Source organism: Pseudomonas sp. GD04015 (assembly GCF_029837675.1).
Lineage (GTDB): Bacteria > Pseudomonadota > Gammaproteobacteria > Pseudomonadales > Pseudomonadaceae > Aquipseudomonas > Aquipseudomonas paralcaligenes.
Genome location: NZ_JAOEEE010000014.1, coordinates 1 through 16,057 on the forward strand (window position 1 = coordinate 1; position 16,057 = coordinate 16,057).

Genomic DNA, 16,057 nt, shown 5'->3' on the forward strand with positions numbered 1-16,057 from the left:
AATGAACCACCTGTACCGTACCGGCGCCACGGCGCTGCTCGCCACCGTCCTCGCCTTCGGCCTGGGCGGTTGCGGCGAGAAGGAGGAAACCCGGCAGTCGCTGGAGCCGGTGGCCTTCCACGCCAGCGACGAATGCCACGTCTGCGGCATGGTCATCGCCGACTTCCCCGGGCCCAAGGGCCAGGCCGTGGCGAAGAACGGGGTGAAGAAGTTCTGCTCCACCGCCGAGATGCTCGGCTGGTGGCTGCAGCCGGAGAACCGACACCTCGACGCCAAGCTGTACGTGCACGACATGGGCCGCAGCGTCTGGGAACACCCGGACGACGAGCACCTGATCGACGCGACCAGCGCCTACTACGTGATCGGCACCTCGCTCAAGGGCGCCATGGGTGCGTCGCTGGCCAGCTTCGCCAGCGAGCAGCAGGCGCAGCAACTGGCCGCCGAACACGGCGGCCGCGTGCTGCGCTTCGCGGAGATCGACCAAGCGCTGCTGCAGGAGGCGGCCAACCTGCAACATGGCGCCGCCCCGGCGCATGGCCACGGTCACGCGGGCCACTGACCCGCCGTTCAACCCAACGAGGTACGCGAAATGATGGGTCTCAGCGTCTGGAAAATCCTGATCATCGCCCTGCTGGTCGCCATGCTGTTCGGCACCAGCCGCCTGCGCAGCCTGGGCTCGGACCTGGGCAGCGCGATCAGCGGCTTCCGCAAGTCGATGCGCGAGGGAGAGGAAGATACGAAGCGGATGAAGTAGTAGCGCACCCCCCACCCCTTGTGGGAGCGGCCTTGGCCGCGATGCTTTTCTGCTGGTTCTATTTGCGGCCAAGGCCGCTCCCACAATTGAAACTCTTGCTGGCTTGTCCGCGAACAAGCCCCCCTCTGTGCTATACCGAAACACCCGCTTTTCCCTGAGGCAAAGGAATGCCCGCCGAATCCCACCGCCTGCGTCTTGGCCGCCATTCGGAGCCGGCCGCCCCTACCTGCTGACCACCACCACCCATCAGCGCCAGCCATTCTTCAGCGACTTCCATCTGGGTCGCCTGCTCGTAACGGAATTACGCGCCGCCAACGATGACGGTTGGGTCACTTCGCTGGCCTGGGTGGTGATGCCCGATCACCTGCACTGGCTGGTCGAACTGCGCGACCGCCCGCTGGACAGGCTCATGCGGCGGGTCAAGAACAACAGCTCGCGACACATCAATCGGAGCATCGGATGCTCGGGTGTGCTCTGGCAGCAGGGTTTCCATGACCGGGCCGTGCGCCGGGAGGAAGACCTTCGAGCGGTTGCCCGCTACATCATTGCCAATCCATTGCGGGCGGGCCTTGTGGAGCATATTGGCGATTATCCGCTTTGGGATGCCTGCTGGCTCTGAGGCCATAGGCTGGAAGAGCTTCGCGGACAAGTCCGCTCCCACAATTACAAACACCATCCTCTGTAGGGGCTGCCTTTGTGGGAGCGGCCTTGGCCGCGAACTTAATCGCGTACCAACCTGAAGCCCAGATTGCTCGGCGGCACCCCCACCGAGCAGGCGCCACTGACGGGATCGCGCACGAAGTCGGACAGGCCGCTTGGATGTTGCCCGGCGGCAACGCGGATGCCGCAGAACTCGCCCTGGCCGACGCAGCTGTCGGTCCATTCCCAGACATTGCCGGCCACGTCGAGCAGGCCGTTACCATTGCGACCCTGGCTGCCGAACGCCAGCGGACGCGGGTCCAGCGGCTTGCGCCGGGACTCGCGGTCGTACTCCGCCAGCCAGCGCTGCGCCGGGTTGCGGGCATCGTCGAAGACCTGTGGCGGCTCGTCCTCGAAGGCCTCGCCGGCGGCCAGCACCCACTCGGCGTAGCGGGGTAGGCGATGCGTCACGCCCGTGCGCCGGGTCATCCACTGGGCGTAGGCGCTGGCATCCAGCCAGCTGATGCCCACCGCCGGCAGGTCGGCCGACGCGGCCTCGCGCAACGCGCCGTCCAGGGGCATGCAGGCCTGCGCCGCGACGCACGCCGCGTACTCCGCCTGGCTGACCTGGCGGCGCATGATCGCGAAGCCGTCGCTGCGTTCCTCGATGGCGGCACCGCTGGCGTCGACGGCCTGGTAATGGGCGGTGCCGGCGGCGATCCGCACCCATTCGCTCTCGTCGATGCCGGTGGCCGGCGAACAGCCGCCGAGCACCAGCAACCCGCCTGCCAGCAGCGCTCTCATCGCCATCGCCCCTACTGGGAAGTGATCGGGCCAGGAGCCTTGATCTGCTTCATCAGGTCGTCGTTCCACTCGCCCTCGACCTTGACGTGGCCCGCGGCGCCCAGCTCCATCGCCTCGATCAGGTTGTGGTTGACGTAGGCGTACACTCCAGGCTGCTTGAAGGTGTACAGCGCCGCGCCCGCCGAGCCGCCACGGATGAACCAGGTCTCCAGGTTCTTCTCCGGCGCGTTGGCGAACTTGCCGGTCTCCCAGACCCAGTCGCCGTGGCCGCCGATCAGGTGCGGGCGGGTGTCGCGGTTGGCCTGGGAGTGGATGAACAGCACGGTCTCGCCGACCTTGGCGGTCATGGCGTTCTCGCCGGTCAGCGAACCCACCTTGCCGTTGAACACCACATGGGTCGGGGTCAGGGTGCGCATCACGTCGCGGGTGTCGGCGTAGCTGGAGGCGAGGTCCGGGTAATCCTTGTACTTGCCGTCGGCGTCCTTCGGGATGTACAGGTCGAACTCGCCGATGGTGTAGGCGCGGTCGTAGTGCAGCGGCTTGCCGTCCGGGTCCTTCAGGCCTTCGCGCGGCAGCACCATCAGGGTGCCGCTCATGCCGGCGACCACGTGCCAGGCGACCATGCCTTCCGGCGCGCAGTGGTAGACGAAGGTGCCGCTGCGGTCGGCCTTGAAGCGCAGCACCGCCTCCTCGCCCGGGGCCACCTGGGTCAGCTTGGCGCCGCCCAGCGCGCCGGTGGCGGCGTGGAAGTCGATGTTGTGCGGCATGGCGTTGGTGGCGGGGTTGACCAGGGTCAGCTCCACGTAGTCGCCCTCGTGCACCACCATGGTCGGGCCGGGCATGGAGCCGTCGAAGGTCATCGCCTGCAGGGTGGTGCCCTGGTTGTCGATCACCACCTTCTTCTCCTGGATGACCATGCGGAACTGCACGACCTTGGGCTTGCTGGTGGTGGCCTGCTCGTGGGCATGCACCTGCGGCGGCGCGACCAGATCGACCTTGACCCGCTGCAGGCCGTCGGTGGTGTCCGCGAGCAGCGAGGTGCTGGAGAAGCACAGGGCGATGGCGCTGGCGATCAGCAGGGGTTTGAAAGCTTTCATGGCGTCTTCCCTTTTTAGGTTGGCTGACACCATTGCAGGGCATCGCGACGCCGGCTTCTTTGTCCTGGGACAAAGAAGGGGTGGGCAGCGACAACATACCGCACCGGTGCAGGCGAGCGGCGCGCTACGATCAGCTCATCCGCTGCATTGCCCCAATCTGGTGCCCTATGCCACCCGAGTTCGAGCTGATAGCACGCCTGCCTCTGTTCTCGCCACTGAGCGACAGCGAGCTCAGGGAAGCGCTGGCGCACGCGCAGGAATGCCACTTCCTCAAGGGCGAATTCGTCTTCCAGCAGGGCGAGCCCGCCCGGCATTTCTTTTTCCTGCTCGGCGGCCACCTGCAGATATCCCAGCTGACCTCGGCCGGCGAGCGCGTGGTGGTGCGCTACGTGTGCAGCGGCGAGCTGTTCGGCATCGCCCGGGCCATGGCGATGAGCCATTTCCCGGCGTCCGCCGTCGCCGTGGAGGACAGCTGCGCGCTGCGCTGGCCCTCGGCCCAGTGGGAGCCGCTGAGCCGGGTCTGCACGCACCTGACCGAACACGTGGTGCAGGCCGTCGGCAAGCGCCTGCAGGATGCCCACCAGCGCATCCGCGAGCTGTCCACCGAGCGCGTCGAGCAGCGCCTAGCGCATGCCCTGCTACGCTTGGCGCAGCAGTTCGGGCGCAGCACGGCCACTGGCGTCAGCATCGATTTCCCGCTGTCGCGACAGAACCTCGCGGAGATGACCGGCACCACCCTGCACACCGTCAGCCGCCTGCTCAGCGCCTGGAAGGAGCGCGGACTGCTCGAACTGGGGCGCCAGCACGTGGCGCTGCTCGACCTGGACGGCATCGCCCGCTACGCCGAACCACCGGAGAACGACCATGCTCGATAACACCATCCCGACCCGGATGATCGCCACCTCGGGCGGCCAGGACCCGACCATGGGGCTGCACCGCGTGCACCACCAGATCCTGCGCAGCCACCACCTGTTCGAGCCGATGTCCGACGAGCAGCTGGACGAACTGCTCGCCGACAGCCAGCTGCTCAACCTGGACAGGGGCGACATCCTGTTCATGCAGGGCGAGCCGGCGCACGCGTTCTTCTTCGTCATCGCCGGTGCGGTGAAGATCTACCGCCTGACGCCGGACGGCCAGGAGAAGGTGTTCGAGGTCATCGGCGAGCGGCAGACCTTCGCCGAAGCGATGATGCTGATGGACACCCCCGACTACGTGGCCTCGGCCCAGGCGCTCGGCCCGGTGCAGCTGTACCGCTTCTCCAACACCACCTACATGCGCCTGCTGCAGGGCAACTCGCGGCTGACCTTCGCCCTGCTCGGCAAGCTGTGCATCCGCCTGCACCAGCGCATCAACGAGATCGAGACGCTGTCGCTGAAGAACGCCACCCACCGCGTGGTGCGCTACCTGCTCACCCAGCTGGCGCGCAGCCAGAGCGAGGAACCGGAACTGGAGCTGCCGATGGCCCGGCAGCTGATCGCCGGACACCTGTCGATCCAGCCGGAAACCTTCTCGCGGATCATCCGCCGCCTGATCGACGAAGGCATCATCACCCAGCAGGCGAAGGTCATCCGCATCCTCGATCGCCAGCGCCTCGAGCAGTTCGAGTAGCGCCATGGCCACGCGCACCTGCCTGTACTGCCAGCGCTCGCAGCCGGAGCAGGCGGTCGCCTGCGACGGTTGCGGCATGCCCCTGCCCACCGACCGTCCCCAGCAGCGCCGGCAGCGGCGCTTCCTCTGGTTCTGCGTCGCGCTCTCGGTGTTCTGCCTGGCGATGATGCTGTGGCTGCCGCGCAGCCTGTAATCCGCGGCGGCCTACCTGTCCTGAGCTATTCGATCTCGAACAGTCCGTCGCGGATATGCGCGCCGGACAGACGCTGGCGGATGTCGTCGTCGATGCGTGCATCCTCCGGCGGGTAGAGCATCACCTGGCGATAGGCGTTGACCCGGTTGATCTCCTCGCCGAGGTAGTGCCAGACCACCCGGGTACAGGCCGGGGTACGCCGGTCGCCGCTGGAAACGCCGGTCTTCAGGCCGTTGAGGCGGGTGATGCGGCTCTTGAAGCTGGGGATGAGGATGGTCTGGCTCATCTCGTTGCCGGTGAGCGACTCGTAGTCGATGAGGAACAGCCGGTCCTGCAGGTAAAAGGCCGCGCCCAGATAGCGGCAGCGCACCCAGTCCTCGGCGTCGCCGCCCCGCGCGCGCTCCTGCCTCTCCTGGCGCTCGAACACGTAATTGCCGCGCTCTTCGCGCAGGTGCACCAGCGACAGCAGCACCTGGCCCGGTACCGACATGCAGTTGGAATACTCGAAGTAGTAGCCGCAGTAGCGTGCCAGCGAACTGGAGTGCTCGCGCAGCGGGGCGAACAGTTCCAGCAGGGGATCGCTGGCGGCCTGCGCCTGGGCGCGGTCGGCGCGCACGCCGAGCAGCCGGGCGAACTGCTCCGGCGGCAGCATCAGCTCGTAGTCCTCGACGCCGAAGAAGTCGCAGATGCGCTTGAGGTTGTAGGGCGTGGGGCGGCTCTGGCCGCCAAGGTACTTGTTGAACTGGGCCCGGTTGATCGCCAGCTTGCGGCATACCTCCGCGATGGACCGGTAGTGGCTGCAGAGCAGCTTGAGGTTGTTGCCGAGGGCGTGCGACACGGGCCTCTCCTGATGATGCGCGCGGCGCGAGTCTAGCACCGACGCCGGTCAGCCAAGCGGGGCGAACACCGACCAGCCGATCCGCGCGCTGAGGGCCTCCAGGGTCGCCATGCCGGCCAGGGAATTGCCGGCGGCGTTCAGCTCCGGCGACCACACGCACAGGCTGAAACGCCCCGGCACCACCGCGACGATGCCGCCACCGACACCGCTCTTGCCTGGCAGGCCGACCCGGTAGGCGAAGTTGCCGGCTTCGTCGTACAGACCGCTGGTCGCCATGATGGCGTTGACCTGCTGGGTCTGCCGCGCCGTCAGCACCCGCTCGCCGCTGCGCGGGCAGATGCCCTGGTTGGCCAGAAAGGCGCAGGCGCGGGCCAGGTCCACGCAGCTCATGGCCATGGCGCAATGGTGGAAGTAGCTGCGCAGCACCGTTTCGACCTCGTTGTGGAAATTGCCGAAGGCCTGCATCAGGTAGGCCGCCGCAGCGTTGCGCGCGCGGTGCTGGTATTCCGACTCGGCGACCCGCTCGTCCGACACCAGCAGCGGGTTGCCGGACAGGCGGCGCACGAGGTCACGCATGGACAGTGTCGGCGCGGCGAAGCGCGACTGGTTGATGTCGCAGATCACCAGGGCGCCGGCGTTGATGAACGGATTACGCGGGCGGCCACGCTCGAACTCCAGTTGCACCAGCGAGTTGAACGGCTGGCCGGACGGCTCGTGCCCCAGGCGCAGCCAGATGTCTTCGCCGCAACGCTGGATGGCCTGCACCAGGCTGAACACCTTGGAAATGCTCTGGATCGAGAACGCTTCGGCGGCATCGCCGGCCTGCCACAGACTGCCATCCACGCCCTGCACGGCGATGCCCAGGCGATCGGCCGGCACCTCGGCCAGCGCAGGGATGTAGTCGGCCAGCTCGCCCTGGCCCAGCAGCGGGCGCACCTGGTCCAGGATTTCGTTCAGCAGTGCCTGCATGCTCGGCTTCTCCATAGGCGTGTGCCGACATAGACGCACATGTGCGGCGCATCATCACAGTTGTGTCGGGCCAGCTCGAAACACGCATGACAGACGGCTCGGTGCCTGTGCGGGTGAGTGCCCGATTGTGACGCTAGAGACGCTTTTTGAGCGCCAACTCGCGTCATATCGCCACAGTCCGCGAAATTGCCCGGGGTGGACGCCGGGTCGACCATGCCCGTCCACGGCAGCGCCGTGTTCTTCCGTCCAGTCGAACAATAAGAATCGAGGTCCTCGCCATGCTGGAAATGCTCAACGATTTCCTGTCCGGAAAACTGCTGATCGTGCTGATCGTGGGTCTGGGCAGCTACTTCACCCTCCGCTCGCGCTTCGTCCAGTTCCGCCACTTCGGCCACATGTTCAGCGTGTTCAAGGACTCGATCCGTGGCAGCGCCGGCCAGCTGAGTTCGTTCCAGGCCCTGATGCTGAGCCTCGCCGGCCGCGTCGGCGCCGGCAACATCGCCGGCGTGGGCGTCGCCGTGACCCTCGGCGGCCCGGGCGCGGTGTTCTGGATGTGGGTGACCGCCCTGGTCGGCATGTCCAGCAGCTTCTTCGAGTGCACCCTGGCCCAGGCCTACAAGCGCGCCGACGGCGACGGCCTGTACCGCGGCGGCCCGGCCTACTACATCCAGCACGGCCTGAAGCTGCGCTGGATGGCGCTGACCTTCGCCGTGCTCCTGCTGGTCACCTACGGCTTCGCCTTCAACGGCCTGCAGTCGTTCACCGTGACCCACTCGCTGGAGAACGCCTTCGGCTTCCCGGTGCACTACACCGGCCTGGCCCTGGCCGTGCTGCTGGGCCTGGTGTTCATCGGCGGGATCAAACGCATCGCCGCCGTCTCCGACCTGCTGGTGCCGGTCAAGACCCTGGCCTACATCGCCGTGACCCTGTACGTGATCGTCAGCCAGATCGAACTGGTGCCGGACATGCTGGTGACCATCGTCAAGAGCGCCTTCGGCCTGGAGCCAGCCTTCGCCGGCCTGCTCGGCAGCGCCATCGTGATGGGTGTGAAGCGCGGCGTGTTCGCCAACGAGGCGGGCCTCGGCAGCGCGCCCAACGTGGCCGCCGTGGCCGCGGTCAAGCACCCGGTGGCCCAAGGCGTGGTACAGGCCTTCAGCGTGTTCCTCGACACCTTCGTGATCTGCACCTGCACCGCCCTGCTGATCCTGCTGTCCGGCTTCTACACCCCGGGCTTCGAGGGCGACGGCATCGTCCTCACCCAGAACTCGCTGGCCGCCGTGGTCGGCGACTGGGGCCGGATCTTCGTCAGCGTGGCACTGAGCCTGTTCGTGTTCACCTGCATCCTCTACAACTACTACCTCGGCGAGAACGCCCTGCAGTTCCTCGTCGGCCGCGGCCGCACCCCGCTGCTGGTGTATCGCGGCCTGGTGCTGGCGCTGATCTTCTGGGGCTCGATGCAGAACCTGGGCACCGTGTTCGCCTTCGCCGACATCACCATGACCTGCCTGGCCTTCGTCAACCTGGCCGCCCTGGCCATGCTGATCAAGGTCGGCCTGCGCCTGATGCGCGACTACGACCGCCAGCGCGCCGCCGGCATCGCCACCCCGGTGTTCGATCCGAAGGACTTCGCCGACCTGGACCTCGACCCCGTCGCCTGGCCGGCCAACCCGCAGCCAGCCAGCGCCGACGAGCACGTCGCCCTGAGCCACAGCCTGCACCAGCGCTGAGTCATCCGGTGTAATAAAAAGGGGGCGCGCAGCCCCCTTTTTGTTTGCCCTGCCTCGGCGCCCACGCCGTTACACTCGGGCTATCCAGACCCGTACCGCTACTGTTGGAATAAGCGCATGACTCCTTCGCAGAACCTGCTGGTGCTCTACACCGGCGGCACCATCGGCATGGAAATGAGCGAGTCGGGCCTCGCCCCGGCGTCCGGCTTCGAGGCGCGGCTGAAGGCCGAACAGGCCCTGCACCCGGAGCGCCCCGCGCCGGCCTGGCGCTTCCGCGAGCTGTCGCCACCCATCGACAGCGCCAACATGCGCCAGGCCAACTGGCTGGCGATGCGCGATGCCATCGTCCAGGCGGTGGACGAGGAAGGCTTCGACGCCGTGCTGCTGCTGCACGGCACCGACACCCTGGCCTACAGCGCCGCGGCGCTGAGCTTCCTGCTGCTGGGCATCCAGGTGCCAATCGTGCTGACCGGCTCCATGCTCCCGGCCGGCGCCGCCGGCAGCGACGCCTGGCCCAACCTGTTCGGCGCCCTGGCCGCGCTCGACCAGGGCTGCCTGCCGGGCGTGCACCTGTATTTCGACGGCCACCTGCTGCACGGCGCCCGCGCCAGCAAGATGAAAAGCGAGGCCTTCGACGCCTTCGTCACCATGGCCAGGCCACGCCACGGCGTGCACGAAGAGACGCTCCCCGCCGCCCTGCACTACCGCCAGCCGCGCCGCGAAGTGACGCTGGCCGTGCAACCGCTGTTCCCCGGGCTCACCGCCACCCAGTTGCAAGCCGCCCTGGCGAACGGCGTCGAAGCCCTGCTGCTGGAATGCTACGGAAGCGGCACCGGTCCCTCGGACGACCCGGCGATACTCGCCGCCCTGCGCGAGGCCCGCGAACGAGGCGTGGTGCTGGCCGCCATCAGCCAGTGCCCGCTGGGCCACGTGGACTTCGAGGTCTACGCCGCCGGCAGCGCCCTCGCCGAGGCCGGCCTGGTCAGCGGCGGCGGCATGACCCGGGAGGCCGCGCTGGGCAAGCTGTTCAGCCTGCTCGGCGCGGGCCTGCCCCGATCAGAAGTCGAGCGGCTGTTCGCTCATGATCTTTGTGGGGAAATGGCGGACTGAGGGACGTTGACGAGGCCGGAGATGGCTGCGGAAATGGTTTCCCGCCTGGATCGTCTCGTCAGACGGAAAGCTCGCGCCGGCGCCTGTCCGCATCGGTGTCGCTCGGTTCCTGCCGGGCGAATCGGGCAGCGATTCGCGCGCCGCGCCGACGCAACGGGGTTTCCACCAGGCGATAGTTCAGCTCGCTGAGCAGCAGGATCAACAGGCCGGCCGTCAGGACGTAGGGATAGAAGAAGGTCTCGTCCACCGTCTGCCCCGGCGCCAGCCACCTCCAGATCTGCCGGGTCAGGGAGAAGGCCGGGATGTGGATCAGATAGATCGCATAGGATCGCGAACCCAACCAGGCGAATATCCCCCGCAGCGGCGAGAACAGGAACAGGTCGTCGTCATAGGACGCCACCCAGACCAGCAATATGCTGAGCAAGGCCACCAGGCTCATGCGGTGCGATGCGATCTTCAGCACGTCCGAGCCCAGCAGGCCCATGAACGGGACGACGACCAGCAGGAGCAGGGTTCCCTTCGCCGGTAGCCGCTGGAGGAAGACGGGGCGCGCCAGGGCATAGGTCGGATGGCGGCTCCAGATCGCCAGCAGCACGCCGAGCAACAGGCCATCGCAGCGGAACACCATCATGGCCAGGGTACGCTCGGTCACCAGCTGCCAGACCACGATCAGCAGCAGGACCGGCACCAGCCAGCGGCGCAGCAGCAGGACCGCCAGGGGCAGCAGCAGGTAGAACTGCTCCTCGAGCGACAGGGTCCAGTAGACGAAGCTCGCACCGTACTCGCTGCGCCCGAACGTCTCCAGAAAGCGCAGGTTGGCGACCTGCAGCACCCCGGCCACCGTCGCCTCGATGTTGGCCCGGACGCTGCCGAACAATCCCGACTCCCGAAACACCACCGCCGCGACCAGGATCAGGGCCAGCCACAACCAGGCCGAGGGCAGGAGGCGCCAGGCACGGCGCAGCCAGAACGCCAGCGTGATGCGGAAGGCATCGATGCCGTCGCGACTGGCCTGCAATTGCGGCAGCAGGCTGCGCGCGATCACGAAGCCGGATATGGCGAAGAACAGATCGACGCCCACCCAGCCGCCGAAGTACACCGTCAGCCGCTCCAGGCCGGGCGAACTCCAGGGCAGCAGGTTGCCCACGGCGTGATGCACCACCACGGCCATTACGGCCACGGCGCGCAGGATTTCGATGTCGAGGATGCGTCCCTTGCTCATTCGCTCTGACTCAGGCCACGGGCTCACGCACGATGATGACCTGGCCCTCCACAAGGCCGCAGGCCGCTATCAAGACGCGCATTGTAATCGTCATTGCAAGCCGCCTGCGGTAAAGGCACCAGCGTATTCGCCTGCAATTTCGGCGTGCATAGCATCAGCATTTGCGAATAGCTGCAAGCTGCGCGGCACGCCAATGGCGGGTGACCTCCCGGTCAGTCACAAACGGATGCCTGTCTGGAGCGCGTCACCGGCCTCGGCCCTGTGCAACTCCTTGAGTTTCACGTAGTTCGCCGCGCTGTAGGCGAAGAAGGCGCGCTCCTTGTCGGTCAGCGGGCGGGCCTGTTTCACCGGGCTGCCGACGTACAGGTAGCCGCTCTCCAGCACTTTGCCCGGCGGCACCAGGCTGCCGGCGCCGATCACCACCTCGTCCTCGACCACCGCGCCGTCCATCACGATGCTGCCCATGCCGACCAGGATGCGGCTGCCGAGCGTGCAGCCGTGCAGGGTGACGTTGTGACCGACGGTCACGTCTTCTCCGACGATCAGCGGGTAGCCGTCCGGGTTGAACGGGCCGGCGTGGGTGATGTGCAGCACGCTGCCGTCCTGCACGCTGGTGCGGGCGCCGATGCGGATGCGGTGCATGTCGCCACGCACCACGGCCATCGGCCAGACCGAGGCATCCTCACCCAGTTCCACGTCGCCGAGGACCACGGCGCTGGCGTCGACGAACGCCCGTGCGCCCAGTTGCGGGACTTTGCCCTGGTAACTGCGAATCGCCACGATAGTCTCCTTCAGGCTGCGGTTTGCCGGGATTGTAATTAACATTCGGATCATTCCGGTTGTGAAAGGTCGCTCGCGACCCCATAACCTCTCTTCGAATCCGCGTCCAAAGGTGCCTTGCCGTGACCGCAGCCAACCCCCTCCTGCAGGACTTCGACCTGCCGCCCTACTCGCTGATCAAGCCCGAACACGTCGAGCCGGCCGTCGACCAGATCCTCGCCGACAGCCGCGCGGCCATCGCCGAGCTGCTCAAGACTCAGGCCGGCAGCCCGAGCTGGGACGGTCTGGTGCTCGCCCTGGACGAGCTGGGTGCGCGCCTCGGCCGTGCCTGGAGCCCGGTCAGCCACCTCAATGCGGTATGCAACAACGCCGAGCTGCGCAACGCCTACGAGGCCTGCCTGCCCAAGCTGTCCGAATACTGGACCGAGATGGGCCAGAACAAGCCGCTGTTCGAGGCCTACGACGCGCTGGCCAAGAGCCCGGCCGCCGCAGGCTTCGACGTGGCGCAGCAGACCATCCTCGAACACGCCCTGCGCGACTTCCGCCTGAGCGGGATCGACCTGCCGGCCGAGCAGCAGAAGCGCTACGGCGAGATCCAGATGAAGCTCTCCGAGCTGGGCAGCCGCTTCTCCAACCAGCTGCTCGACGCCACCCAGGCCTGGACCAAGCACATTACCGATGAGGCGGCCCTGGCCGGCCTCACCGACTCGGCCAAGGCGCAGATGGCCCAGGCGGCGCAGGCCAAGGAGCTGGACGGCTGGCTGATCACCCTGGAGTTCCCCAGCTACTACGCGGTGATGACCTACGCCGACGACCGCGCCCTGCGCGAAGAGGTCTACACCGCCTACTGCACCCGTGCCTCCGACCAGGGCCCGAACGCCGGGCAGAACGACAACGGCCCAGTGATGGAGCAGATACTCGACCTGCGCCAGGAACTGGCCCGGCTGCTCGGCTTCGCCCACTACAGCGAGCTGAGCCTGGCCAGCAAGATGGCCGAGAGCACCGACCAGGTGCTGCACTTCCTGCGCGACCTGGCCGTGCGCAGCAAGCCCTTCGCCGCCCGGGACCTGGACGAACTCAAGGCCTTCGCCGCCGAGCAGGGCGTCAGCGACCTGCAGAGCAGGGACGTCGGCTACTACAGCGAGAAGCTGCGCCAGCAGCGCTACAGCATCTCCCAGGAGGAAGTGCGCGCCTGGTTCCCGATCGACAAGGTGCTGTCCGGCCTGTTCGCCATCGTGCAGAAGCTCTACGGCATCGAGATCGCCGAGCTGAAGGACTTCGACACCTGGCACCCGGACGTGCGCCTGTTCGAAATCCGCGAGAACGGCCAGCACGTCGGCCGCTTCTTCTTCGACCTCTACGCCCGCGCCAACAAGCGCGGCGGCGCCTGGATGGACGGCGCCCGCGACAAACGCAAATCGGCGCAAGGTGAACTGATCAGCCCGGTGGCCAACCTGGTGTGCAACTTCACCCCTGCCGTCGGCGGCAAGCCGGCGCTGCTGACCCACGACGAGGTCACCACCCTGTTCCACGAATTCGGCCACGGCCTGCACCACCTGCTGACCCGGGTCGAGCACGCCGGCGCCTCCGGCATCAATGGCGTGGCCTGGGATGCGGTCGAACTGCCGAGCCAGTTTATGGAGAACTGGTGCTGGGAGCCCGAGGGCCTGGCGCTGATCTCCGGCCACTACGAGACCGGCGAGCCGCTGCCCCAGGCGCTGCTGGACAAGATGCTGGCGGCGAAGAACTTCCAGTCCGGCCTGATGATGGTGCGCCAGCTGGAATTCAGCCTGTTCGACTTCGAACTGCACGCCACCCACGGCGACGGCCGTAGCGTGCTGGAGGTGCTGGAGGGCGTGCGCGACGAGGTGGCGGTGATCCGTCCGCCAGCCTTCAACCGCTTCGCCAACAGCTTCGCGCACATCTTCGCCGGCGGTTACGCAGCCGGTTACTACAGCTACAAGTGGGCGGAAGTACTGTCCGCCGACGCCTTCTCCAGGTTCGAGGAGGAAGGCGTGCTCAACCCGGCCACCGGCCGCGCCTTCCGCGAGGCCATCCTGGCCCGCGGCGGCTCCCAGGAGCCGATGGTGCTGTTCGTCGACTTCCGCGGCCGCGAGCCGTCCATCGACGCCCTGCTGCGCCACCTCGGCCTGAGCCGGGAGGCGGCATGAGCGAGCCGAAGAAGCGCTTCATCGCCGGCGCCGTGTGCCCGGCGTGCAGCGCCATGGACACCATCAAGATGTGGGACGAAGATGGCACGCCACACCGCGAATGCGTGGCCTGCGGCTATGCCGACACCCTCAACGCCCAGGGCCAGTCGGTGCCGAAGGAACTCGGCACCCGGGTCAACCAGGGCGCGCCCAAGCCGGCGGCGAACAAGGGGCAGACGGTGCAGTTCTTCCCCAATCCCAAACTGAAGAAGGACTGATCGGCTTCACCGCGCCTGCCTGCGGAAGAACTCGCCGGGCGTCGCGCCGAACTGCTGGCGGAAGGCGGCGATGAAGGCCGACAGGGAGTCGTAGCCGCAGGCCAGAGCCACGTCGGTGACCCGCTCGCCGCGCTCCAGCGGGGCCAGGGCATCGAGCAGGCGCTGCCGCTGGCGCCACAGGCGGAAGCTCAGGCCGGTGTCGCGCAGGAACAGCCGGCTCAGGGTCCGCTCGGACACGCCCAGGCGCGCGCTCCACTCACCCAACCCCAGGTGCTGGTGGTCCGGGTCGGCCAGGCCGGCGCACACGGCGCGCAGGCGTTCGTCGCGCGGCAACGGCAGGGACAGGTCGACCGGCGGCGCGACGCGCAGCTGATCCAGCAGCACGGCGGCCAGGCGACCGGGGGCGCCGGCCTCGTCATATTCCGCCGGCAGGGCGCTGAAGCCGTCGATCAGCTCGCGCAGCAGCGGGCTGACCGCCAGCACCCGGCAATCCTCCGGGCCCCAGGGCACCACGGCACAGGCGATGTACAGGCTGCGCATCTCGGTGCCGGGTGAGCTGAACACCCGGTGCTCGACACCGGCCGGCACCCACACCGCCCGTTGCGGCGGGGCGAGGAAGCGGGCGCTGGCGGTCTGCACCTCCAGCACCCCGGCGATGGCGTAGGACAGCTGCACCCAGGGATGGCTGTGGACGAAGGTCAGCGCCCGGTTGGGCAGCGACTCCACCCGCCCGTACAGCGGCCGGGGCAGGCTGCGCAGGCCGGGCACTTCGCGCTGCACCACATCGTCTTGTCCGTTTGGCGACATTGGCTGGCTCTTTGGCGTTAGTCGGCAATGTCCGGTCACGATAAGTTGGCCCTCCCCGTACCGCAAGCCGAGTCCGCCATGCTGCGCCGCTTCCTCCCCGACCCGTTCACCCAGGCCCTGCTCGCCGTGGTCCTGGCCGCCAGCCTGCTGCCGGCTCGGGGCCAGGTAGCGCTGGCGTTCGACTGGATCACCAACCTGGCCATCGCCCTGCTGTTCTTCCTCCACGGCGCCAAGCTGTCGCGCCAGGCGATCATCGCCGGCGCCGGGCACTGGCGGCTGCACCTGCTGGTGTTCGCCTGCACCTTCGTCGCCTTTCCCCTGCTCGGCCTGGCGCTGCGGCCGCTGCTGACGCCGCTGGTCGGCCCCGAGCTGTATCTCGGCATGCTCTACCTGTGCGCCCTGCCGGCCACCGTGCAATCGGCCATCGCCTTCACCTCGCTGGCGCGCGGCAACGTGCCGGCGGCGATCTGCAGCGCCGCGGCATCCAGCCTGTTCGGCATCTTCCTCACCCCGCTGCTGGTGGCGCTGCTGATGGACGTGCACGGCGACGGCGGCTCGACTCTCGACGCCATCGGCAAGATCACCGTGCAACTGCTGATCCCATTCGTCGCCGGCCAGGTCGCGCGGCGCTGGATCGGCGCCTGGGTCGAGCGCAACCGGCAATGGCTGCGTTTCGTCGACCAGGGTTCGATCCTGCTGGTGGTCTACGTGGCCTTCAGCGCCGCGGTGGTCGAAGGGCTCTGGCACCAAGTGCCGCTGCCAGCCCTGGCCGGTCTGGTGGTGGCCTGCTGCGCGCTGCTGGCCCTGGCGCTGCTCATCGCCCATGGCGCGGCCCGGCTGTTCGGCTTCGACCTGGAAGACCGCATCACCATCCTGTTCTGCGGCTCGAAGAAGAGCCTCGCCACCGGCGTGCCGATGGCCCAGGTGCTGTTCGCCGGCAGCAGCCTCGGCCTGCTGATCCTGCCGCTGATGCTGTTCCACCAGATCCAGCTGATGGTCTGCGCCGTGCTGGCCCAGCGCTACGCCCGGCGACCGGAGTCGATCACCGAGCTGATGGGCCGGGTCGACCCCTAGCCCGCAG

The 16,057-nt window shown here is 67.7% G+C and carries 17 protein-coding genes and 1 pseudogene; 11 read left to right on the top strand and 7 right to left on the bottom strand.

The genetic code is table 11. The annotated features are described in order from the left end of the window. The first annotated feature begins 1 nt into the window (after position 1). From N7640_RS13670 to N7640_RS13680, 3 genes and pseudogenes are all read left to right on the top strand, one after another. Complete coding sequence (locus N7640_RS13670; protein ID WP_279904984.1) at positions 2-559, top strand: nitrous oxide reductase accessory protein NosL; 558 nt, start codon at positions 2-4, stop codon at positions 557-559. Between the two features lie 30 nt (positions 560-589). Then, positions 590-754 carry a twin-arginine translocase TatA/TatE family subunit gene (tatA, locus tag N7640_RS13675; protein WP_220815345.1) on the top strand — a complete coding sequence of 55 codons (165 nt, stop codon included), beginning with the start codon at positions 590-592 and terminating at the stop codon, positions 752-754. 167 nt (positions 755-921) lie between these two features. After that, positions 922-1,373: pseudogene (locus N7640_RS13680) on the top strand (transposase). Positions 1,374-1,474: 101 nt separating this feature from the next. On the opposite strand, the gene N7640_RS13685 reads toward N7640_RS13680, so the two are convergent. Further along, on the bottom strand, positions 1,475-2,197 hold the full coding sequence (locus tag N7640_RS13685) for an SUMF1/EgtB/PvdO family nonheme iron enzyme (protein ID WP_279904985.1): 723 nt from the start codon (positions 2,195-2,197) through the stop codon (positions 1,475-1,477). Between the two features lie 11 nt (positions 2,198-2,208). After that, the gene (gene nirK, locus N7640_RS13690) at positions 2,209-3,294 is read right to left on the bottom strand and encodes a copper-containing nitrite reductase (RefSeq protein WP_279904986.1); all 1,086 of its coding nucleotides are present in this window, start codon (positions 3,292-3,294) and stop codon (positions 2,209-2,211) included. 167 nt (positions 3,295-3,461) lie between these two features. Between nirK and N7640_RS13695 the strand changes: the two genes are divergently transcribed. Genes N7640_RS13695 through N7640_RS13705 form a run of 3 tightly spaced genes read left to right on the top strand, consistent with a single transcriptional unit; the run spans position 3,462 to position 5,095 of the window. Then, positions 3,462-4,169 carry a Crp/Fnr family transcriptional regulator gene (locus N7640_RS13695; protein WP_279904987.1) on the top strand — a complete coding sequence of 236 codons (708 nt, stop codon included), beginning with the start codon at positions 3,462-3,464 and terminating at the stop codon, positions 4,167-4,169. A gap of 49 nt (positions 4,170-4,218) precedes the next feature. Beyond that, on the top strand, positions 4,219-4,902 hold the full coding sequence (locus N7640_RS13700) for a Crp/Fnr family transcriptional regulator (RefSeq protein ID WP_220815379.1): 684 nt from the start codon (positions 4,219-4,221) through the stop codon (positions 4,900-4,902). Positions 4,903-4,906: 4 nt separating this feature from the next. Continuing rightward, positions 4,907-5,095 (top strand): protein DnrP, encoded by a 189-nt coding sequence (locus tag N7640_RS13705; protein ID WP_279904988.1) that lies wholly within the window; start codon positions 4,907-4,909, stop codon positions 5,093-5,095. Positions 5,096-5,120: 25 nt separating this feature from the next. Here the strand turns inward: N7640_RS13705 and N7640_RS13710 are convergent, their stop codons facing one another. Both N7640_RS13710 and glsB read right to left on the bottom strand, forming a co-directional pair. After that, positions 5,121-5,933: a helix-turn-helix transcriptional regulator gene (locus tag N7640_RS13710; RefSeq protein WP_279904989.1), complete on the bottom strand. Its 813-nt coding sequence runs from the start codon at positions 5,931-5,933 to the stop codon at positions 5,121-5,123. 48 nt (positions 5,934-5,981) lie between these two features. Then, positions 5,982-6,902 (bottom strand): glutaminase B, encoded by a 921-nt coding sequence (gene glsB / locus N7640_RS13715; protein WP_279904991.1) that lies wholly within the window; start codon positions 6,900-6,902, stop codon positions 5,982-5,984. Between the two features lie 278 nt (positions 6,903-7,180). Between glsB and N7640_RS13720 the strand changes: the two genes are divergently transcribed. Beyond that, on the top strand, positions 7,181-8,629 hold the full coding sequence (locus tag N7640_RS13720; RefSeq protein WP_220815337.1) for an alanine/glycine:cation symporter family protein: 1,449 nt from the start codon (positions 7,181-7,183) through the stop codon (positions 8,627-8,629). A 117-nt stretch (positions 8,630-8,746) separates the two neighbouring features. Continuing rightward, positions 8,747-9,739, top strand: a complete 993-nt coding sequence (locus tag N7640_RS13725; protein WP_279904992.1) for an asparaginase — start codon at positions 8,747-8,749, stop codon at positions 9,737-9,739. Positions 9,740-9,797: 58 nt separating this feature from the next. On the opposite strand, the gene N7640_RS13730 is transcribed toward N7640_RS13725, so the two are convergent. Together N7640_RS13730 and N7640_RS13735 are read right to left on the bottom strand one after the other, a co-directional pair. Continuing rightward, positions 9,798-10,961, bottom strand: coding sequence for an acyltransferase (locus tag N7640_RS13730; RefSeq protein ID WP_220815335.1), 1,164 nt, complete (start codon positions 10,959-10,961; stop codon positions 9,798-9,800). Between the two features lie 216 nt (positions 10,962-11,177). Then, positions 11,178-11,741 carry a gamma carbonic anhydrase family protein gene (locus tag N7640_RS13735; protein WP_220815334.1) on the bottom strand — a complete coding sequence of 188 codons (564 nt, stop codon included), beginning with the start codon at positions 11,739-11,741 and terminating at the stop codon, positions 11,178-11,180. A 122-nt stretch (positions 11,742-11,863) separates the two neighbouring features. Between N7640_RS13735 and prlC the strand changes: the two genes are divergently transcribed. Further along, complete coding sequence (gene prlC / locus N7640_RS13740) at positions 11,864-13,912, top strand: oligopeptidase A (protein ID WP_279904993.1); 2,049 nt, start codon at positions 11,864-11,866, stop codon at positions 13,910-13,912. Beyond that, on the top strand, positions 13,909-14,169 hold the full coding sequence (locus N7640_RS13745) for a YheV family putative zinc ribbon protein (RefSeq protein WP_220815332.1): 261 nt from the start codon (positions 13,909-13,911) through the stop codon (positions 14,167-14,169). The genes prlC and N7640_RS13745 overlap by 4 nt, the downstream gene beginning before the upstream one ends. Positions 14,170-14,175: 6 nt before the next feature. Here N7640_RS13745 and N7640_RS13750 read toward each other — a convergent pair whose 3' ends face one another. Next, positions 14,176-14,976 (bottom strand): helix-turn-helix transcriptional regulator, encoded by an 801-nt coding sequence (locus tag N7640_RS13750; RefSeq protein WP_220815331.1) that lies wholly within the window; start codon positions 14,974-14,976, stop codon positions 14,176-14,178. A gap of 78 nt (positions 14,977-15,054) precedes the next feature. Here N7640_RS13750 and N7640_RS13755 point away from each other — a divergent pair, with 78 nt between their 5' ends. Continuing rightward, positions 15,055-16,050: a bile acid:sodium symporter family protein gene (locus N7640_RS13755; protein ID WP_220815330.1), complete on the top strand. Its 996-nt coding sequence runs from the start codon at positions 15,055-15,057 to the stop codon at positions 16,048-16,050. The last annotated feature ends 7 nt before the right edge of the window (positions 16,051-16,057 follow it).